The organism is Aquabacterium sp. (assembly GCF_034003525.1).
Taxonomy (GTDB): domain Bacteria; phylum Pseudomonadota; class Gammaproteobacteria; order Burkholderiales; family Burkholderiaceae_C; genus Aquabacterium.
In genome coordinates, this window is record NZ_JAVEYN010000025.1 from 26,643 (window position 1) to 40,637 (window position 13,995).

At 64.2% G+C, this 13,995-nt stretch carries 16 protein-coding genes; 9 read left to right on the forward strand and 7 right to left on the reverse strand.

What is annotated here, in order from left to right:
* Positions 1-19 precede the first annotated feature (19 nt).
* Genes flgF through flgB form a run of 5 tightly spaced genes read right to left on the reverse strand, consistent with a single transcriptional unit; the run spans position 20 to position 3,655 of the window.
* Positions 20-748 (reverse strand): flagellar basal-body rod protein FlgF, encoded by a 729-nt coding sequence (gene flgF / locus RBT42_RS13515; protein WP_320365991.1) that lies wholly within the window; start codon positions 746-748, stop codon positions 20-22.
* Between the two features lie 25 nt (positions 749-773).
* Positions 774-2,045 carry a flagellar hook protein FlgE gene (gene flgE / locus RBT42_RS13520; RefSeq protein ID WP_320365993.1) on the reverse strand — a complete coding sequence of 424 codons (1,272 nt, stop codon included), beginning with the start codon at positions 2,043-2,045 and terminating at the stop codon, positions 774-776.
* Positions 2,046-2,086: 41 nt separating this feature from the next.
* On the reverse strand, positions 2,087-2,743 hold the full coding sequence (locus tag RBT42_RS13525; protein WP_320365995.1) for a flagellar hook assembly protein FlgD: 657 nt from the start codon (positions 2,741-2,743) through the stop codon (positions 2,087-2,089).
* Positions 2,744-2,783: 40 nt separating this feature from the next.
* Positions 2,784-3,194, reverse strand: coding sequence for a flagellar basal body rod protein FlgC (gene flgC, locus RBT42_RS13530; RefSeq protein WP_320365996.1), 411 nt, complete (start codon positions 3,192-3,194; stop codon positions 2,784-2,786).
* 23 nt (positions 3,195-3,217) lie between these two features.
* Entirely contained in the window at positions 3,218-3,655 is a 438-nt protein-coding gene (flgB, locus tag RBT42_RS13535) for a flagellar basal body rod protein FlgB (protein ID WP_320365998.1), read from the reverse strand.
* Positions 3,656-3,730: 75 nt separating this feature from the next.
* Here flgB and flgA point away from each other — a divergent pair, with 75 nt between their 5' ends.
* From flgA to RBT42_RS13550, 3 genes are all read left to right on the forward strand, one after another.
* On the forward strand, positions 3,731-4,618 hold the full coding sequence (gene flgA / locus RBT42_RS13540; RefSeq protein WP_320366000.1) for a flagellar basal body P-ring formation chaperone FlgA: 888 nt from the start codon (positions 3,731-3,733) through the stop codon (positions 4,616-4,618).
* Positions 4,619-4,754: 136 nt separating this feature from the next.
* The gene (flgM, locus tag RBT42_RS13545) at positions 4,755-5,057 is read left to right on the forward strand and encodes a flagellar biosynthesis anti-sigma factor FlgM (RefSeq protein WP_320366002.1); all 303 of its coding nucleotides are present in this window, start codon (positions 4,755-4,757) and stop codon (positions 5,055-5,057) included.
* Positions 5,058-5,071: 14 nt separating this feature from the next.
* Positions 5,072-5,449, forward strand: a complete 378-nt coding sequence (locus tag RBT42_RS13550) for a hypothetical protein (RefSeq protein ID WP_320366004.1) — start codon at positions 5,072-5,074, stop codon at positions 5,447-5,449.
* A gap of 3 nt (positions 5,450-5,452) precedes the next feature.
* On the opposite strand, the gene recJ is transcribed toward RBT42_RS13550, so the two are convergent.
* Entirely contained in the window at positions 5,453-7,174 is a 1,722-nt protein-coding gene (gene recJ, locus RBT42_RS13555) for a single-stranded-DNA-specific exonuclease RecJ (RefSeq protein WP_320366006.1), read from the reverse strand.
* A 2-nt stretch (positions 7,175-7,176) separates the two neighbouring features.
* The gene (locus RBT42_RS13560; RefSeq protein WP_320366007.1) at positions 7,177-8,211 is read right to left on the reverse strand and encodes a hypothetical protein; all 1,035 of its coding nucleotides are present in this window, start codon (positions 8,209-8,211) and stop codon (positions 7,177-7,179) included.
* Between the two features lie 36 nt (positions 8,212-8,247).
* Here RBT42_RS13560 and RBT42_RS13565 point away from each other — a divergent pair, with 36 nt between their 5' ends.
* The 6 genes from RBT42_RS13565 to RBT42_RS13590 all read left to right on the forward strand — a co-directional run bounded on the left by RBT42_RS13565 (position 8,248) and on the right by RBT42_RS13590 (position 13,164).
* The gene (locus tag RBT42_RS13565; RefSeq protein WP_320366009.1) at positions 8,248-9,501 is read left to right on the forward strand and encodes a lipoprotein-releasing ABC transporter permease subunit; all 1,254 of its coding nucleotides are present in this window, start codon (positions 8,248-8,250) and stop codon (positions 9,499-9,501) included.
* Complete coding sequence (locus RBT42_RS13570) at positions 9,494-10,267, forward strand: DUF2189 domain-containing protein (RefSeq protein ID WP_320366011.1); 774 nt, start codon at positions 9,494-9,496, stop codon at positions 10,265-10,267. Before RBT42_RS13565 ends, RBT42_RS13570 begins: the two co-directional genes overlap by 8 nt.
* A gap of 1 nt (position 10,268) precedes the next feature.
* Complete coding sequence (locus RBT42_RS13575; protein ID WP_320366013.1) at positions 10,269-10,478, forward strand: DUF2788 domain-containing protein; 210 nt, start codon at positions 10,269-10,271, stop codon at positions 10,476-10,478.
* Between the two features lie 5 nt (positions 10,479-10,483).
* Positions 10,484-11,167: a lipoprotein-releasing ABC transporter ATP-binding protein LolD gene (lolD, locus tag RBT42_RS13580; protein WP_320366015.1), complete on the forward strand. Its 684-nt coding sequence runs from the start codon at positions 10,484-10,486 to the stop codon at positions 11,165-11,167.
* 25 nt (positions 11,168-11,192) lie between these two features.
* A complete protein-coding gene (locus tag RBT42_RS13585) occupies positions 11,193-12,038 on the forward strand; it encodes a TatD family hydrolase (protein WP_320366017.1) in 846 nt (281 codons plus the stop codon).
* Positions 12,039-12,426: 388 nt separating this feature from the next.
* On the forward strand, positions 12,427-13,164 hold the full coding sequence (locus tag RBT42_RS13590) for an SHOCT domain-containing protein (RefSeq protein ID WP_320366018.1): 738 nt from the start codon (positions 12,427-12,429) through the stop codon (positions 13,162-13,164).
* Positions 13,165-13,995 lie beyond the last annotated feature (831 nt).

Sequence of the window (13,995 nt, forward strand, 5' to 3'; positions counted from 1 at the left end):
CTGCTCAGTGTCCAGGCAATCAGCCAGCGTTGCTCAGCAATTGAGCGGCTGCTTTCTCGTCCTGTTCTGCGGTTTGCATCATCTTCATCTGCGTTTCAAACTGCCGGGCGGCCGCGATCATCGACACCATGGTCTCGATCGGGTTCACGTTCGAGCCTTCCAGGGCACCGTCTTGCAGCTGTGCGTTGGCATCGGCCGGCAGGGCGCCATCGGCGGCGCGGAACAGGCCATCATCGCCACGGTTCAGCTTGACTTCGGGGGTGACCAGCTTCAGGCGACCTACCGGGGTGGTGACGCCGCCTTGCTGGCGCACGCTCACCGTGCCATCAGGCGCAATGCTGGGCTGCGTGTTGGGCGGGATGTTGATTGGGCCCCCATCGCCCATCACCTGCAGGCCACTTTGGGTGACCAAGTTGCCTTGCGCATCGACCACCAGAGAGCCTGCACGGGTGTAGGCCTCGGTGCCGTCCAGCGCCTGCACCGCGAGCATGGACTTGCCGCGCATGGCCACGTCCAGCGCACGGCCGGTGAAGTTGACTGGCCCCGTGCTGTCGTCGTAGCCCACCGTGGTGTCGAGCGCGTACACGCGGGTGCTGGCGCCATCGCCGCGCACGGGCACGGCGCGCACCGCTTGCAGCTCGGCGCGAAAGCCCGTGGTGCTCACGTTGGCCAAGTTGTGCGAGAGCACTTCCTGGCGCTGCATGTTCATCTTGGCGCCGGCCATGCTGAGGTAGATCATGCGGTCCATGATGGGCTCCTAAGTGCGAGGCAGATCAGCGCAGGTTGACCAGGGTCTGCAGGACCTGGTCTTCGGTCTTGATCGTCTGCGCGTTGGCTTGGTAGGCACGCTGTGCCACGATCATGTTGACCAGCTCACCGGTCAGGTCCACGTTCGACTCTTCCAGCGCCCCCGATTGCAGCAGGCCATAGACACCACTGCCTGGCGCGCCCAGCGGCAGGGGCTCACCGGATGCGCTGGTGGCCTTCCACTCGTTGCCGCCAATCGGCTGCAGGCCATTGAGGTTCTTGAAATCGGCCAACTGCACGCGGGCAATGGCCTTGGATTGGCCGTTGGTGTAGCGGGCCATGACCGTGCCATCGCTTTCGACGATGAAGTCCGACAGATTGCCCTGGGCATAGCCGCCGCCGCTCAGGTCGGTCACCGCGTATTTGCCGGCGTACTCGGTGAGTCCGGACACATTGATGGTCACGCCAGAGATGGGCTGCCCGTTCATGCCGCCCGGAATGTCCAGTGCGGGCAAGATGGTGTTGGGCGGCAGGCTGCCGTCAATATTGAAGGTCAGCGTGCCGACGGGTGCCGGATTGCCGGCGCCATCCGTGAGTACCGACGCTGCATTGGTATTGCCGTCGGCCGTCATGTAGACCTCCCAGGTGCCGCCATCGGTCGCATTCGCGTCGGCGGTCTTGCGGAAGTAGTAGTTCACGGCCACGGGGGCGCCGTTGTCGCCATACACCGTTTGGGAGGTGACAAAGTTGTAGGTGCCGGGTTGGGTGAAGTCGAGGACGGGATTGGCGGGAATCTGGGCGCTCGCATCCAGGTTGGCTGTCATGCTGATCTTGCTGGCGGCCTGGGGCGGCGAGCTGTCATTGGTCAGCTGAATGGGCGAGCCTGCCGGGCCAGCGGGGGAACCCGCCGCGTCCAACGCCTGCCCCAGCAACTGGTGCTTCTCGTTGTTGACCAGGAAGCCTTCCTTGTCGCGCTTGAACTGCCCGTTGCGCGAGTACACCGTTTCACCTTGTGCCGTGGTCAGCGCAAAGAAGCCTCGGCCGTTGATGGCCAGGTCCAGGGTGTTCGACGTGGTGGTGATGTTGCCCTGCGTGAACTGCTGCGCCACAGCGCCGATGCGTGCGCCAATCCCGATGTTGTTGTTGCCGCCGCCACTGAGGGACGCGGCATACATGTCGGCGAATTCGGCACGTGCCGCCTTGGCACCATAGGTGTTGGCGTTGGCCACGTTGTTGCCGATGACCTCCAGACTCTTGCTGGAGATGCTCAGACCGGAGAGACCTTGCTGGAAGCCCATGATGTTGTCCTTTCGGGTGTACTGCGCTGAAATGAGGAGGGTCAGGCGATGGCCTTGACCTTGCTGTAAGCGGTGTTGCCGCCGTTGAGCAGCTCCAGGGTCAGCGTGCCGTCGGAGGTGTTGACGGCGTTGACGAGGTCCGTCATCAGCGGCGTGGCGCTCACGGCGGTGTTGTTGTTCATGGCGGTGACCTTGAAGGTCAGGTTGCTGGTGTCGGTGCCTTCGGGCGGCACCCACTCGAAGGACTGACGTCCCGAGGGCTTGCCGGCCTGCGTCACCGTGCCCAGCACCGCACCACTGCTGTTGACGATGTCGATCTGAACCTTGGTGGCAGCCGAGGCCAGCTCGTACCCGCCACCGACGGCACCCGTCTCGGCGTTCACGGCCAGCTTGTTGCCCTCCAGCAGCACCGCACGGCCGACCAGGCTGGCGCCTTGCAGCATTTGCATCTGCGCCAGGCTGCCACCCAGGCCTGACACGGTGTTGTTGAGCTTGTCGATGCCCGTCACCGTGTTGATCTGCGCCATCTGGCTCGTCACCTGGGCGTTGTCCATCGGGTTGAGAGGATCCTGGTTCTGCATCTGCGTGACCAGCAGCTTAAGGAAGCGGTCGGACGCCTCGTTGGCGGCGGCGGTGGCACTCTGCGTGCCGGCGGCATTGCTGGCGCCGCTGGTGCCGGAGATCGCGGTGGTGCTCATGGGAGGTCCTTGCTTCGAGGTTCAGACGAGGCGGCGGGCATCAGCTGCCTTGGCCCATCTGCAGGGTCTTCATCAACAGCGACTTGGTCGTGTTCATGACCTCGATGTTGTTCTGGTACGAACGCGAGGCCGAGATCATGTTGACCATCTCCTCGACCGTGTTGACGTTGCTATAGGTCACATAACCCTCGGCGTCGGCCTGAGGATGCTTGGGATCGTGGATGCGGCGACCGGGCGTGTTGTCTTCTGTGACCTGGCTCACCGTGACACCGGCCGTGCCCGGGCCACCCATCGGCGTCGTGCTGAACACCACCTGGCGCGCCTTGTAGGCCGAACCATCGGGGCCGGCCACCGTGTCGGCGTTGGCCAGGTTGGAAGCCACCACGTTGAGGCGTTGCGACTGCGCACTGACGGCGCTGCCGGCCACGTTGAAAATCTTGAACATCGACATGATGGGCTCCTGTTACGTCCGGCTCACTGGCCCGTGATGGCCGTGTTGAGCGTGCGCATCGACGAGTTGATGAAGCGCAGCGTGGCCTCGTAGCGCACGGTGTTGTCGGCGAAGTTGGCGCGCTCGCGGTCCATGTCCACGGTGTTGTTGTCCAGATTGGTCTGGGTCGTGGGCGCGTAGGCCAGCTCGGTGGTGGCGCCGCTGCCGGCCAACTGGCCATTGCGTTGCAGGTGCGCCGGGTTGGCCGCGTTCATGGCCAGGCGCGGGGCCGACAGGCCGCTCGGCCCGGTCGAGGCCTGGCCCGTGGCGTTCTTGAGCGCCGTGGCGAAATCGAAATCGCGGGAGACATAGCCCGGCGTGTCGGCGTTGGCGATGTTGCTGGCGATCAGACGCTGACGCTCCGACCGCAGCTTCAAGGCTTCGGTCTGGAAATTCAGGGAATCGGTCAGTCGGTTCAACATGGTCAGGCCTTCCGGGGTGGGCAGCTCGCACGAAGGGTGGTTCTGACAGGTATGGTGATCGCCTGGCGCCAAAACATGAGCCGGAATAAACGGACTTTCCCGGCGCATTTCCTGCCCTGGGGTGGCGCACAGACCCGTACAGTCGTCGTCACCATGTCCAATTTCCGCCACGTCCTCCCCCTCACACAGGCCTCGCGCTGGTGCCGCGCAGCACTGCGCCGCGTGGCCGCGGGCGTGTGGCGGGTGATGCTGATGGTGGCCCTGCTCGGCGCTGGTCCCGTGCTGGCCCAGGCGCCCGGCGCCAATGCGTCTGGCCTGTCGAGCCTTGTGGCCGATTTGTTGCAACGCCAGACTCAGGCCCAGAGCCCCGCGCTGCAGACCTCCGCCAGCGGCGAAGCCAAGTCCCCGCGTGTCGAGGTGGTGTTAGGTGAGCTGGACCCCCGATTGAAGCTGGCCCCGTGCCAGAAGGTGAACGCCTACATCCCCCAGGGCATGAGGCTGTGGGGCAAGACCCGGGTGGGCTTGCGCTGCGAACAAGGCCCGGTGCGCTGGAACGTGTTCTGGCCGGTGACGGTCAAGGTCTGGGGCTCGGCCCTGGTGGTCACCTCCCCGGTCGAGCCGGGGCAGGAGTTGGGCCCGCAAGATGTGAAGCTCGCCGAGGTCGATCTCGCCGAAAGCAGCTCGCCGGCCGTGCTGAGCCTGTCCGAGGCAATGGGGCGTTCGTCCCAGCGGCGTTTGCAGGCTGGGCAGAGCCTGCGCCAGTCAGATTTGCGGGCGCGCCGCTGGTTTTCTGCCGGTGATCCGGTACGATTGCGCGTGAAGGGGGTCGGCTTCATGGCTGCAGCCGAAGGCGTGGCCTTGGCCCACGGCGACGAAGGTCGCTGCGCCCGGGTGCGCACCGGCCAAGGCAAGGTCGTGTGTGCTCAGCCGGTCGCGGATGGGCTCGCGGAACTCACATTGTGAAATTTGCAAGGTGTCCTGCTTACCAATGCTTACCCCCTCTGCAGGGGGCAAAGGCAATTAACGCTAAAGTTTGTTCTCATCACGTCGATATCGCAGATGTGAGCACTTGGGATCGGCCGGGTGCAAGGAGCAAATCATGAAAATCGGTAGCCAATTGGACAAGGTCCTGACGGGCCTGAGTTCACGCCCTGAGAGCGTTGGTGCCCCCAAAACGTCGGGCAAAACCGCGTCGCTGGATGGCGGTGTGAGCAAGAGCACCACCGTGACCCTGTCCGAAACCGCCAGCTTGCTGTCGGACGACTCGGCCGCGTTCGACGCGGCCAAGGTGGCCCGCATCAAGCAAGCCATCGACAACGGTAGCTATCAGGTCAATGCCGGCGCCATCGCCGACAAGCTGATCGGCAACGCCAAAGAACTGCTGCAAGGCCGCCAAGGCTGAGCACCTGACCCTGCATGACCGCTGCGCCTGCGCCCCACGACCGATGTATCGCTGGGGTCGCGCGCATCGAAACCTGTCTGGACGCGCTGGATGCCGCCCTGGCTTCGGGTGAAGCCAACCGCATCGAGGCCCAGGCCCAAGACCTGCAACGCGCACTGAGCGAAGGTCTGACTGTGTTCCAGCAAGCTGCGCCGGATGCGCTGACGCCCGATCTGCGTCAGCGCCTGCAAGCGGCGCAAGCCCGTTCCCAGTCCCAACTGCAGGCCGTGCACCGTGTGCTGGCCTCGACCGGGCGCGCCCTGGGGGCGCTTTTCCCGCAAGACGGCAACGACACCTACGGTGCCCTGGGGCAAAGCCCGGCCGCCCGCGCGGTGGGCAAAGCCTACCGCTGAGCCTCAGCCTTCGCTGGCACCTTCCACAATCAACTGCACGCGCTGGCGTCCCTGAAACTCGTTCAGGTCGATGCGAAACGCCAGTTGAGCCTTGCTCGGCAGCGGCTCCGTCCGCCCAAACCAGATGCCGTCGCGCACCTGACCCTGCACGCGCAGGCTCAGTTTCAGGTGGCGCTCGCCCACCAGGCGCTGGTTCAACACCTCCGCCTCGTCGCTGAACACCGGGGCTTCAAATCCCGGTCCCCACACGGCGCTATCCAGTTCCAACACAGTCTCCGCTGTGAACCATTGCGCATCCAGGGGGCCATCCGTGCATAATTGGCGCAGCAGCAGGCTGGGGTCCAGGTCGTCATGGGCCACGCGCACCAGCGCCGCTTCAAAGGTGTCAAAGTCTTCCTCGGCAATGGTGCAGCCGGCCGCCATCGCGTGGCCGCCAAACTTGCGCAGCAGCCCAGGGTGGCGCTTGCCGATCAAATCCAGGGCATCGCGCAGGTGAAAACCGGCAATCGAGCGGCCTGAGCCCTTGAGCAAACCATCCTGCCCCAACGCGAACACAAACGTCGGGCGGTGCAGCCGGTCCTTCAGGCGCGAGGCCACGATGCCCACCACGCCCTCATGGAACTCGGGATCAAAAATTGCCAGCGCGGCAGGCGGTTCGCCCTCCGGCAGCACCGATTCCAGCATCATCTCGGCCTGCTCGCGCATGCCCGCTTCCAGCTCGCGCCTCTCCCGGTTGATGCCGTCGAGCTGCTGCGCCAGGGCCTGCGCCCGCACCGGGTCATCGGTGATCAGGCACTCGATGCCCAAACCCATCTCGGCCAGACGGCCCGCTGCGTTGATGCGCGGCCCCAGCGCAAAGCCAAAGTCCTGGCTGCTGGCCTTGGCCGGATCGCGTCCGGCGGCGGCAAACAGCGCCGCAATGCCCGGCTGCATGCGCCCGGCGCGGATGCGTTTCAGGCCCAGGGCGACCAAGCGGCGGTTGTTGGCATCCAGGCGGCCCACGTCGGCAATCGTGCCCAGGGCGACCAGGTCCAGCAGGTTGTCGATGCGGGGCTGGGTGGTGGCGTCGAACACGCCGCGCTGGCGCAATTCGGCGCGCAGGGCCAGCAGCACATAGAACATCACGCCCACGCCCACCAGGGCCTTGCTGGCAAAGTCGCAGCCTGGCTGGTTGGGGTTCACGATCACGTCGGCATCCGGCAGGCTGACCTGGCCGTCGTCCAGCACCACCGGCAAGTGGTGGTCGGTGATGATGACGCGCATGCCCAGCGCCCGGGCACGGGTCACCGCCTCGTGGCTGGCCATCCCGTTGTCCACGGTCACCAGCACATCGGCTTGCTGGGCCTTCACCAAATCGACGATGGGCGGCGTCAGGCCGTAGCCGTGCAGGGCGCGGTCGGGCACCACGTAGCTGAGCTGGTCCGCCCGGGCGCCCAGCATGCGCAGGCCGCGCAGTCCGGTGGCGCAGGCGGTGGCACCGTCGCAGTCATAGTCGGCCACGATGCAGATGCGCTGGCCTTGCGCGATGGCGTCCGCCAGCAGCGCGGCCGCTTCCTGCGTGCCACGCAGGGTTGTCGGCGGCAGCAGCTTGCTGGCGTTGTCGTCCAGCTCTTCGGCGCTGCGCACGCCGCGCGCGGCATACAGGCGGGCCAACAGGGGGTGAACGCCGGCTTGCTCCAGGCTCCAGGCGGTGCGCGGCGGCACGTCGCGGGCAATGATTTTCATGGTCACAGGGTCTCAAGCAGGTCGGTCACGCGGGCGGTGTCAGGGCGGCCGGTGAGTTGGCGCAGGGCGCGGCCCAGGCGGGCGCCCAGGGAAGGCGCCGCAGCCAGCGTCAGTGTCACGGCATGGCGCTCGCCGCACAGGGTCAGCTTCACGGCCTCGCGCGCGTCCAGCGCGGTGCAAATGTCTTTCAGCACGGTGGCGTCCACATGCTGCCAGGCCTCCAGCCACAGCGGCATGTCGTCGGCCAGCAGGGGCGCGCGCAAGTCGTTCACCCATTGCACGGGGGCGGGCAGGGCGGTGTTCGCCGGGGGCTGACCGCAGCCACTCAGCCAGAAGGAGTTGACCGTGGCCAGGCCCGCTGCCTCGCGGGCCTCGTTCAGCGGGTGCTGGTACAGCAGCATCTGCACCTCGCTTTGCAGACGCCGCACCATGCGGGCCTGCGGGTGATCGGTCAGCCACAGGTCGGGGTTGCGGCCAATCACCCGGTCCAGCGAGGCCGTGGGCAGGTCTTGCAGCGAGGGGTGGGCGGCGTACCAGCGCTGTGCCGCGCCCCATTGCAGGGTCCAGCCGTCTTCTTCAAACAACGGGCGCACGGCCTCCAGCAAGGTGCGGGATTCGTCCTCGCTCAGGCCCAGCGTGGCCGGGTCCAGCAAGGTCAGGTGGTCGCGGCCCATCAGCCAGTGGCCCGGGCTCAGCAGGCCCCAGCACTGCGCGGGGTCCAGGCTCACGCCGTCCTGCGCGGCCCACCAGGCGGCCCAGGGCAGCAAACCGTCGGCGTCCGCCGGGTTGCTGTCGGCAACCGCACCCGGCCAGCCCATTTCCGCCGCCAGCACGCGCTCGTGCGGCATCGACAGGGCGTATTCATCCCCCAGAAGGCGCTGGCTCACCTGCAAGGCGCCCAGCAGGCGGCGCAAATGCGGCAAAGTCCCTTCGGCGTTCAGGTGCGGCAGGGCGTGCTGGCAGGGTTCGGACAGGCTGGCGGCGAATGGCAACACCCAATGACGGGGTGCGGCCACAACAGAAGAGGGCGGGTGCATGGGATGGGATTATCGAATGAGTACACTTGCCCCACCATGAATCTCCCTTATGAATGGCGCGTGGGTTGGCGTTACACCCGCGCCAGCCGCTCCGCGCGACGCAACGGTTTCATCTCCTTCATCTCCGGTGTGTCGGTGCTGGGCATCACCCTGGGGGTGGCGGCGCTCATCATCGTGCTGTCGGTCATGAACGGCTTCCAGAAGGAAGTGCGCGACCGCATGCTCTCGGTGGTCGCCCACGTGGAGCTCTACAACGCCAGCGGCGAAGGCCTGCCCGACTGGCACGCCCTGGCCGCCCAGGCCAAGCAGAACCCTGCCGTCATCGGCGCGGCGCCCTTTGTGCCCGCCCAGGCCCTCATCGCCCGGGGTGAAGACATGCGCGGCGCCATGGTGCGCGGCATCGTCCCTTCTGAAGAAGCGGCCGTGACACCCCTGGCCGCCGCCATGCAAACCACCTTCGCGCGCCTGCAAAGCGGGCAGTGGGGCGTGGTCATCGGGCAGGAAATGGCCCGCGTGCTGGGCGTGACCGTGGGCGACCCGCTCACCGTCGTGGCTCCCAGCGGCCAGGTGACACCCGCTGGCGTGGTGCCCCGCCTCAAGCAGGTGACGGTGGTGGGCATCTTCAACGCCGGCCACTACGAATACGACAGCGGCCTGGTGCTGATGCACGCCGACGATGCCGCCCGCCTGTTCCGCACCGGCGGTCCCACGGGGGTGCAACTCAAGCTCAAAGACCCGCAAGACGCCCGCCGTGTGGCCGGCGAGCTGGCCGAATCGTTGGGTGCAGACATCATCGTTCGTGACTGGACGCACACCAACCGCAACTGGTTTGACGCGGTGCAGGTGGAAAAGCGCATGATGTTCATCATCCTCACCCTGATCGTGGCCGTGGCCGCCTTCAACCTCGTCTCCACCCTGGTGATGACCGTGACCGACAAGCGCGCCGACATCGCCATCTTGCGCACCCTGGGCGCCAGCCCGCGCTCCATCATGGGCATCTTCATGGTGCAGGGCGCGCTCTCGGGCGTCATGGGCACGCTGGGAGGCCTGGGCCTGGGCCTGCTGGTCGCCTTCAACATCGACGTCATCGTGCCTGCCATCGAGCAGGCCCTGGGCGTGCACTTCCTGCCCGGCAGCATCTACCTCATCAGCAAGATGCCGTCCGACCCGCAGTGGGGCGACATCGCCCCCATCGCCGTCATCTCCCTGGTGCTGTCCCTGGCTGCCACGCTCTACCCGAGCTGGCGCGCCAGCCGTGTCCAACCTGCAGAGGCCCTTCGGTATGAGTGACATCCTGCCCGCCCACCACCGTCCCTTGCGCGTGCGCAAGGTGCACTCCCTGCGCACCTTCATCTGGCTCGCCAAAGGCGCGCGTGACTTTGCCCGCGCCCCGCTGGTCGGCCTGTCGCACGGTGTGCTGATGGCTGGCTTTGGCGCGCTGATGTTGTGGCTGGCGTGGGGCCGCTTTTGGGTGCTGGCCGGCGCCATGTCGGGCTTCTTGATGGTGGCGCCCATTCTGGCCACCGGCCTGTACGCCGTCAGCCGTGCGTTGCTGCGCGGCGAGGCGGCGGGCCTGTCGGCCGTGTGGCAAGTGTGGGCCTCGCTCGACCAACGCCTGGTGCGCTTCGGCATCCTGCTCATGGCCTTGGGCACCGGCTGGGTCGTCACCTCGGCGGCGCTCATCACCCTGGGCGTGAGCCCCTCGGTCACCACCCCGCAAGATTTTCTGACCCGTGTGGTGCTGGCCCCCAACCCCGGCTTTTTCGAGATCTGGTTGCTCGTGGGCGGCTTGATGGCCGCACCCGTGTTTGCCTCCAGCGTCGTTGCCATCCCCCTCTTGGTGGACCGCCGGGTGACGGTGCAGGCCGCCGTGCTCACCAGCTGGCGCGCTGTCATGGCCAACCCCATCTGCCTGAGCACCTGGGCCTTGCTGGTGATGAGCCTGACGCTGGTGGGCCTGGGCACCTGGATGATTGGCCTGATCGTGGTGATGCCCGTGCTGGGCCACGCGACCTGGCATGCGTACCGCGACTTGGTGGTACAGGAAGCAGTTTGATATGTTTGGTTTGACAGAGGAACAGATCGCTCAGTTCGGTCTGACGATCGGCGTCGGTGGCTTCATCCTCTACATGATGTTCATCATCCTGCAACTGGCGCGCGAGTCCAAGGCAGGCAAGTTCGGCACCTTCGTACTCTTCCTGGTGCTCGGTTTCGGGGTGCTGGGCTTCGTGGCGAAAAACGTCATCGCCTGGCTTCTCAACATCTGATGCCCATGTCTGTTGACACCCCCATCCTCCAGGCGCAAAGCCTGTTCAAGCGCTTCCACGAAGGCCCGCTCGACGTCACCATCCTGCAAGGCGTGGACCTGACCGTGCAGCGCGGCCAGACCGTGGCCGTGGTCGGCGCCTCGGGCTCGGGCAAAAGCACTTTGCTGCACCTGCTGGGCGGGCTGGACGCGCCCACGCGCGGCACCGTCAAGCTCATGGGCCGCGACCTGTCGGCCATGAGCGCGGCCGAGCAGGGCGCCTGGCGCAACCAGCACCTGGGCTTCATCTACCAGTTCCACCACCTGCTGCCCGAGTTTTCGGCGCTCGACAACGTGGCCATGCCCCTGCTGATCCGCCGCATGCCCATTGAGCAGGCCCGCGCTCAGGCGCAGCAGTGCCTGGACAAGGTCGGCCTGCTCAACCGCGTGGCGCACCGCCCGGCCGAGCTGTCTGGCGGCGAACGACAGCGTGTGGCCATTGCCCGCGCTTTGGTCATCCAGCCAGCCTGCCTGCTGGCCGATGAGCCCACCGGCAACCTCGACCGCCACACCGCCGACACCGTGTTCGACCTGATGATGCAACTGGCGGCTGACCAGGGCACCGCCGTCGTCATGGTCACGCACGACAGCACCCTGGCCGAACGCTGCGCCCAACGCCACCGACTGGTCAACGGCCAGTTTGCCGACTGAGGCCAACTCGCTGCGGAGCCAGGCCATGTGGATCGACAGCCATTGCCACCTGGACGCCCCCGAGTTTGACGCCGACCGCGCCGAGGTGATCGCCCGCGCCCGCGCCGCCGGCGTGGGCCTGATGGTGATCCCGGCCGTGTCGCCAGCCACCTTTGCCACCGCCCGCGACGCGGCCCAGCAGTGCAACGGCGTGTACGCCCTGGGCATTCACCCCCTGTATGTGGACGATGTGCCCACGGATGCCGTGGCCCAACTGGCCGACGCGCTGCAACGCTGGCACGACGACCCGCGCCTGGTGGCGGTGGGCGAGATTGGACTGGACGGCTTTGTGCCCGGCTGGCAAGACCCGGCCCACCGCGCCCGCCAGGAAGACATTTACGCTGCTCAGCTGGCGCTGGCTGCCGAGCATGGCCTGCCTGTGATCTTGCACGTGCGCCGCAGTGCGGACGTGCTGCTGAAACACCTGCGGCGCTGCCGCGATGCCGGCCGGCCCGTGATGGGTGGCATTGCGCACGCCTTCAACGGCAGCCCGCAGCAGGCGAGGGCGTTCATTGAGCTGGGCTTCAAGCTGGGCTTTGGCGGCGCCATGACCTTTGAGAGGGCCTTGCAGATTCGCCGCCTGGCGGCCGAGCTGCCGGCTGAGGCGCTGGTGCTGGAAACCGATGCGCCGGACATTCCCCCGCATTGGCTATACAAGACGGCCGAGCAGCGGGCGCAAGGGGAGTGCGGGCGCAACGAGCCGGCGGAATTGCCAAGGATTGCGGAAACGCTGGCCGAGGTGCGCGGGTGGAGTTTGGCGGAGACGCGGGAGCGGACTTCGGCGAATGTGAGGGATGCGCTGCCGAGGGTGAATTCAGCCTTGCTGGGTTGATTTTATTTGCAGCGCAGGACGCTGACCGAAAAACATAGCGATGTGTCGCAGCATGCACTGCGCGACGCTGTGTATGGCCCGCATTTCCTTATCACCCAAACGAGGGGAGTATGCATGCGTTGAACTGTGCCGTGGGGCAGATCGGGTATGCTGGAACGCATTGTTGCAATTTCTGTGACGCAGATTTTTAGTCGGCCTAATGATTTTTCTGTGAGCCGTGACCATCCGCATAACGGCGTGACTTCTCTGAGATGCGCTTTTTTGCCGCCCGCCCGTGAGCGATGGCTAAGACCGTACTGAGTTACAGGGGTTGCGTCGTCGAATACTAGTTAGAATCCTTATTCACGCCACCTCACCTATCAAAATGAAAATACTAGCATCGACATTCTTGATTTGCATCGCAACGACACTTGCCGGATGTGCGCACCCCATCAAGGTTGAACCAGACACATCAAAACTGCAAGCACTTGGCACCAATACCGAAAAATCAAATGCAATAGTCGGTTACTACATTCCTGATTCACTTATTAACCTGGAAGTCACGACCCCTGGTGGAGGCGGCGACAATGTTCGTTACTTCCCCTATCGTGACATTGAAATCGGATATAAACAAACATTAAAAAATGTATTCAAAGATGCAACAAGGTTGATTGCGACGCCAGATTTTTCGAGGCTTAAGCAGCAGGGAATTGATTACGTAATCCAGCCTGAAATATTAACAAACTCTGGCAGCACCGGATTTTTCACTTGGCCCCCGACAAATTTCACGGTAGATCTCACCAATAACATTAGAGATGCAAATGGAAGGCACTTAGCTAATGTGCGCGTGGTAGGCAACGGCTCAGCAAACAACGAAAGGATATTTGATCATGGCTTTGCCGGACGACGAGCAATGGAAGACGCCCTGCAAAAAACACAGAATGCATTAATTGAGTTAAGATTGCCGCACACAAAAAATCAATATAGTACTGAAGGTGAGTTCAAGCCTCAGGCGCCGATTGGCGAAAGCCCCGTACCTAGAGCGACATCTGAACGATTAAGCACCCTGCAAGATTTGAAAGACAAAGGCCTGCTCAGTCAAAGCGAATACGACAAGAAACGCGCAGAAATATTAAATTCACTTTAAACGCCAACAAGGTTCTAACTGTTCGTTCAACGTGGACGCCAAAAAGGGCCATGCCTTCGGCATTTTCATGACCCTTTTTGGTCCCCTCCGCCCCTCAGGCTCCGGCGCTAGTTAACTAGTTCGTTAGCCCCCACAACCCACAAGCAAGCTACATGTCGTTCAAAGACGCTCTTGAGAAACACGCAGTTTGGTTCGGCATCGGACTGGTCGCGATTGGAGTTACCGGCGGAGTCGGTGTGTCTGAGTATCTTCGCGTTGCACCTAAGGCTGAGCGCATCGCAGAACTCGAACGTAAAGCGACGGAGCTAAAGGAGCTGTCTTCGGGTGCGGACAATTGTCAACGCGATCTGGCTAAGCAAACTTCGGCAAGAACGGAGCTCGAGTCAAAACTGCGTGACACTCAGTCCGCTCTCAATCAATGGAAGGCATCGCTCGAGGAGTGGAAGAGTGCGAACGCTGAGCTACAACGCGGGCTCAACCAAGCTTCCGCAAACTGCAGCGTTCTTTCGCAAGTCCGTGATGTGGAGCGACGAAAGGACCTAGCGGAGCACAGCATGCGACTGGACATGAACAACGACGCATCTGGTGCAAGGCAACGAGCCGCTGAAACACGTCGGCAAGCGGAGGAGTACCAAGCTCGGCTACTACAACTACAAGGCAAACTCTCGTGCGAAAGTGGGGGCTAACCTTTCGCTGGAACCGACTCGAACCTTGCCTGACTTTTGTGGACACTCTGACCTAACGGAGAATACGTGCCATGGGCACACCTGGACCACAAAAGACCAAACGCTATAGCCTGGAGTTCAAGCTCCAGGCCGTGGCCATGAGCCA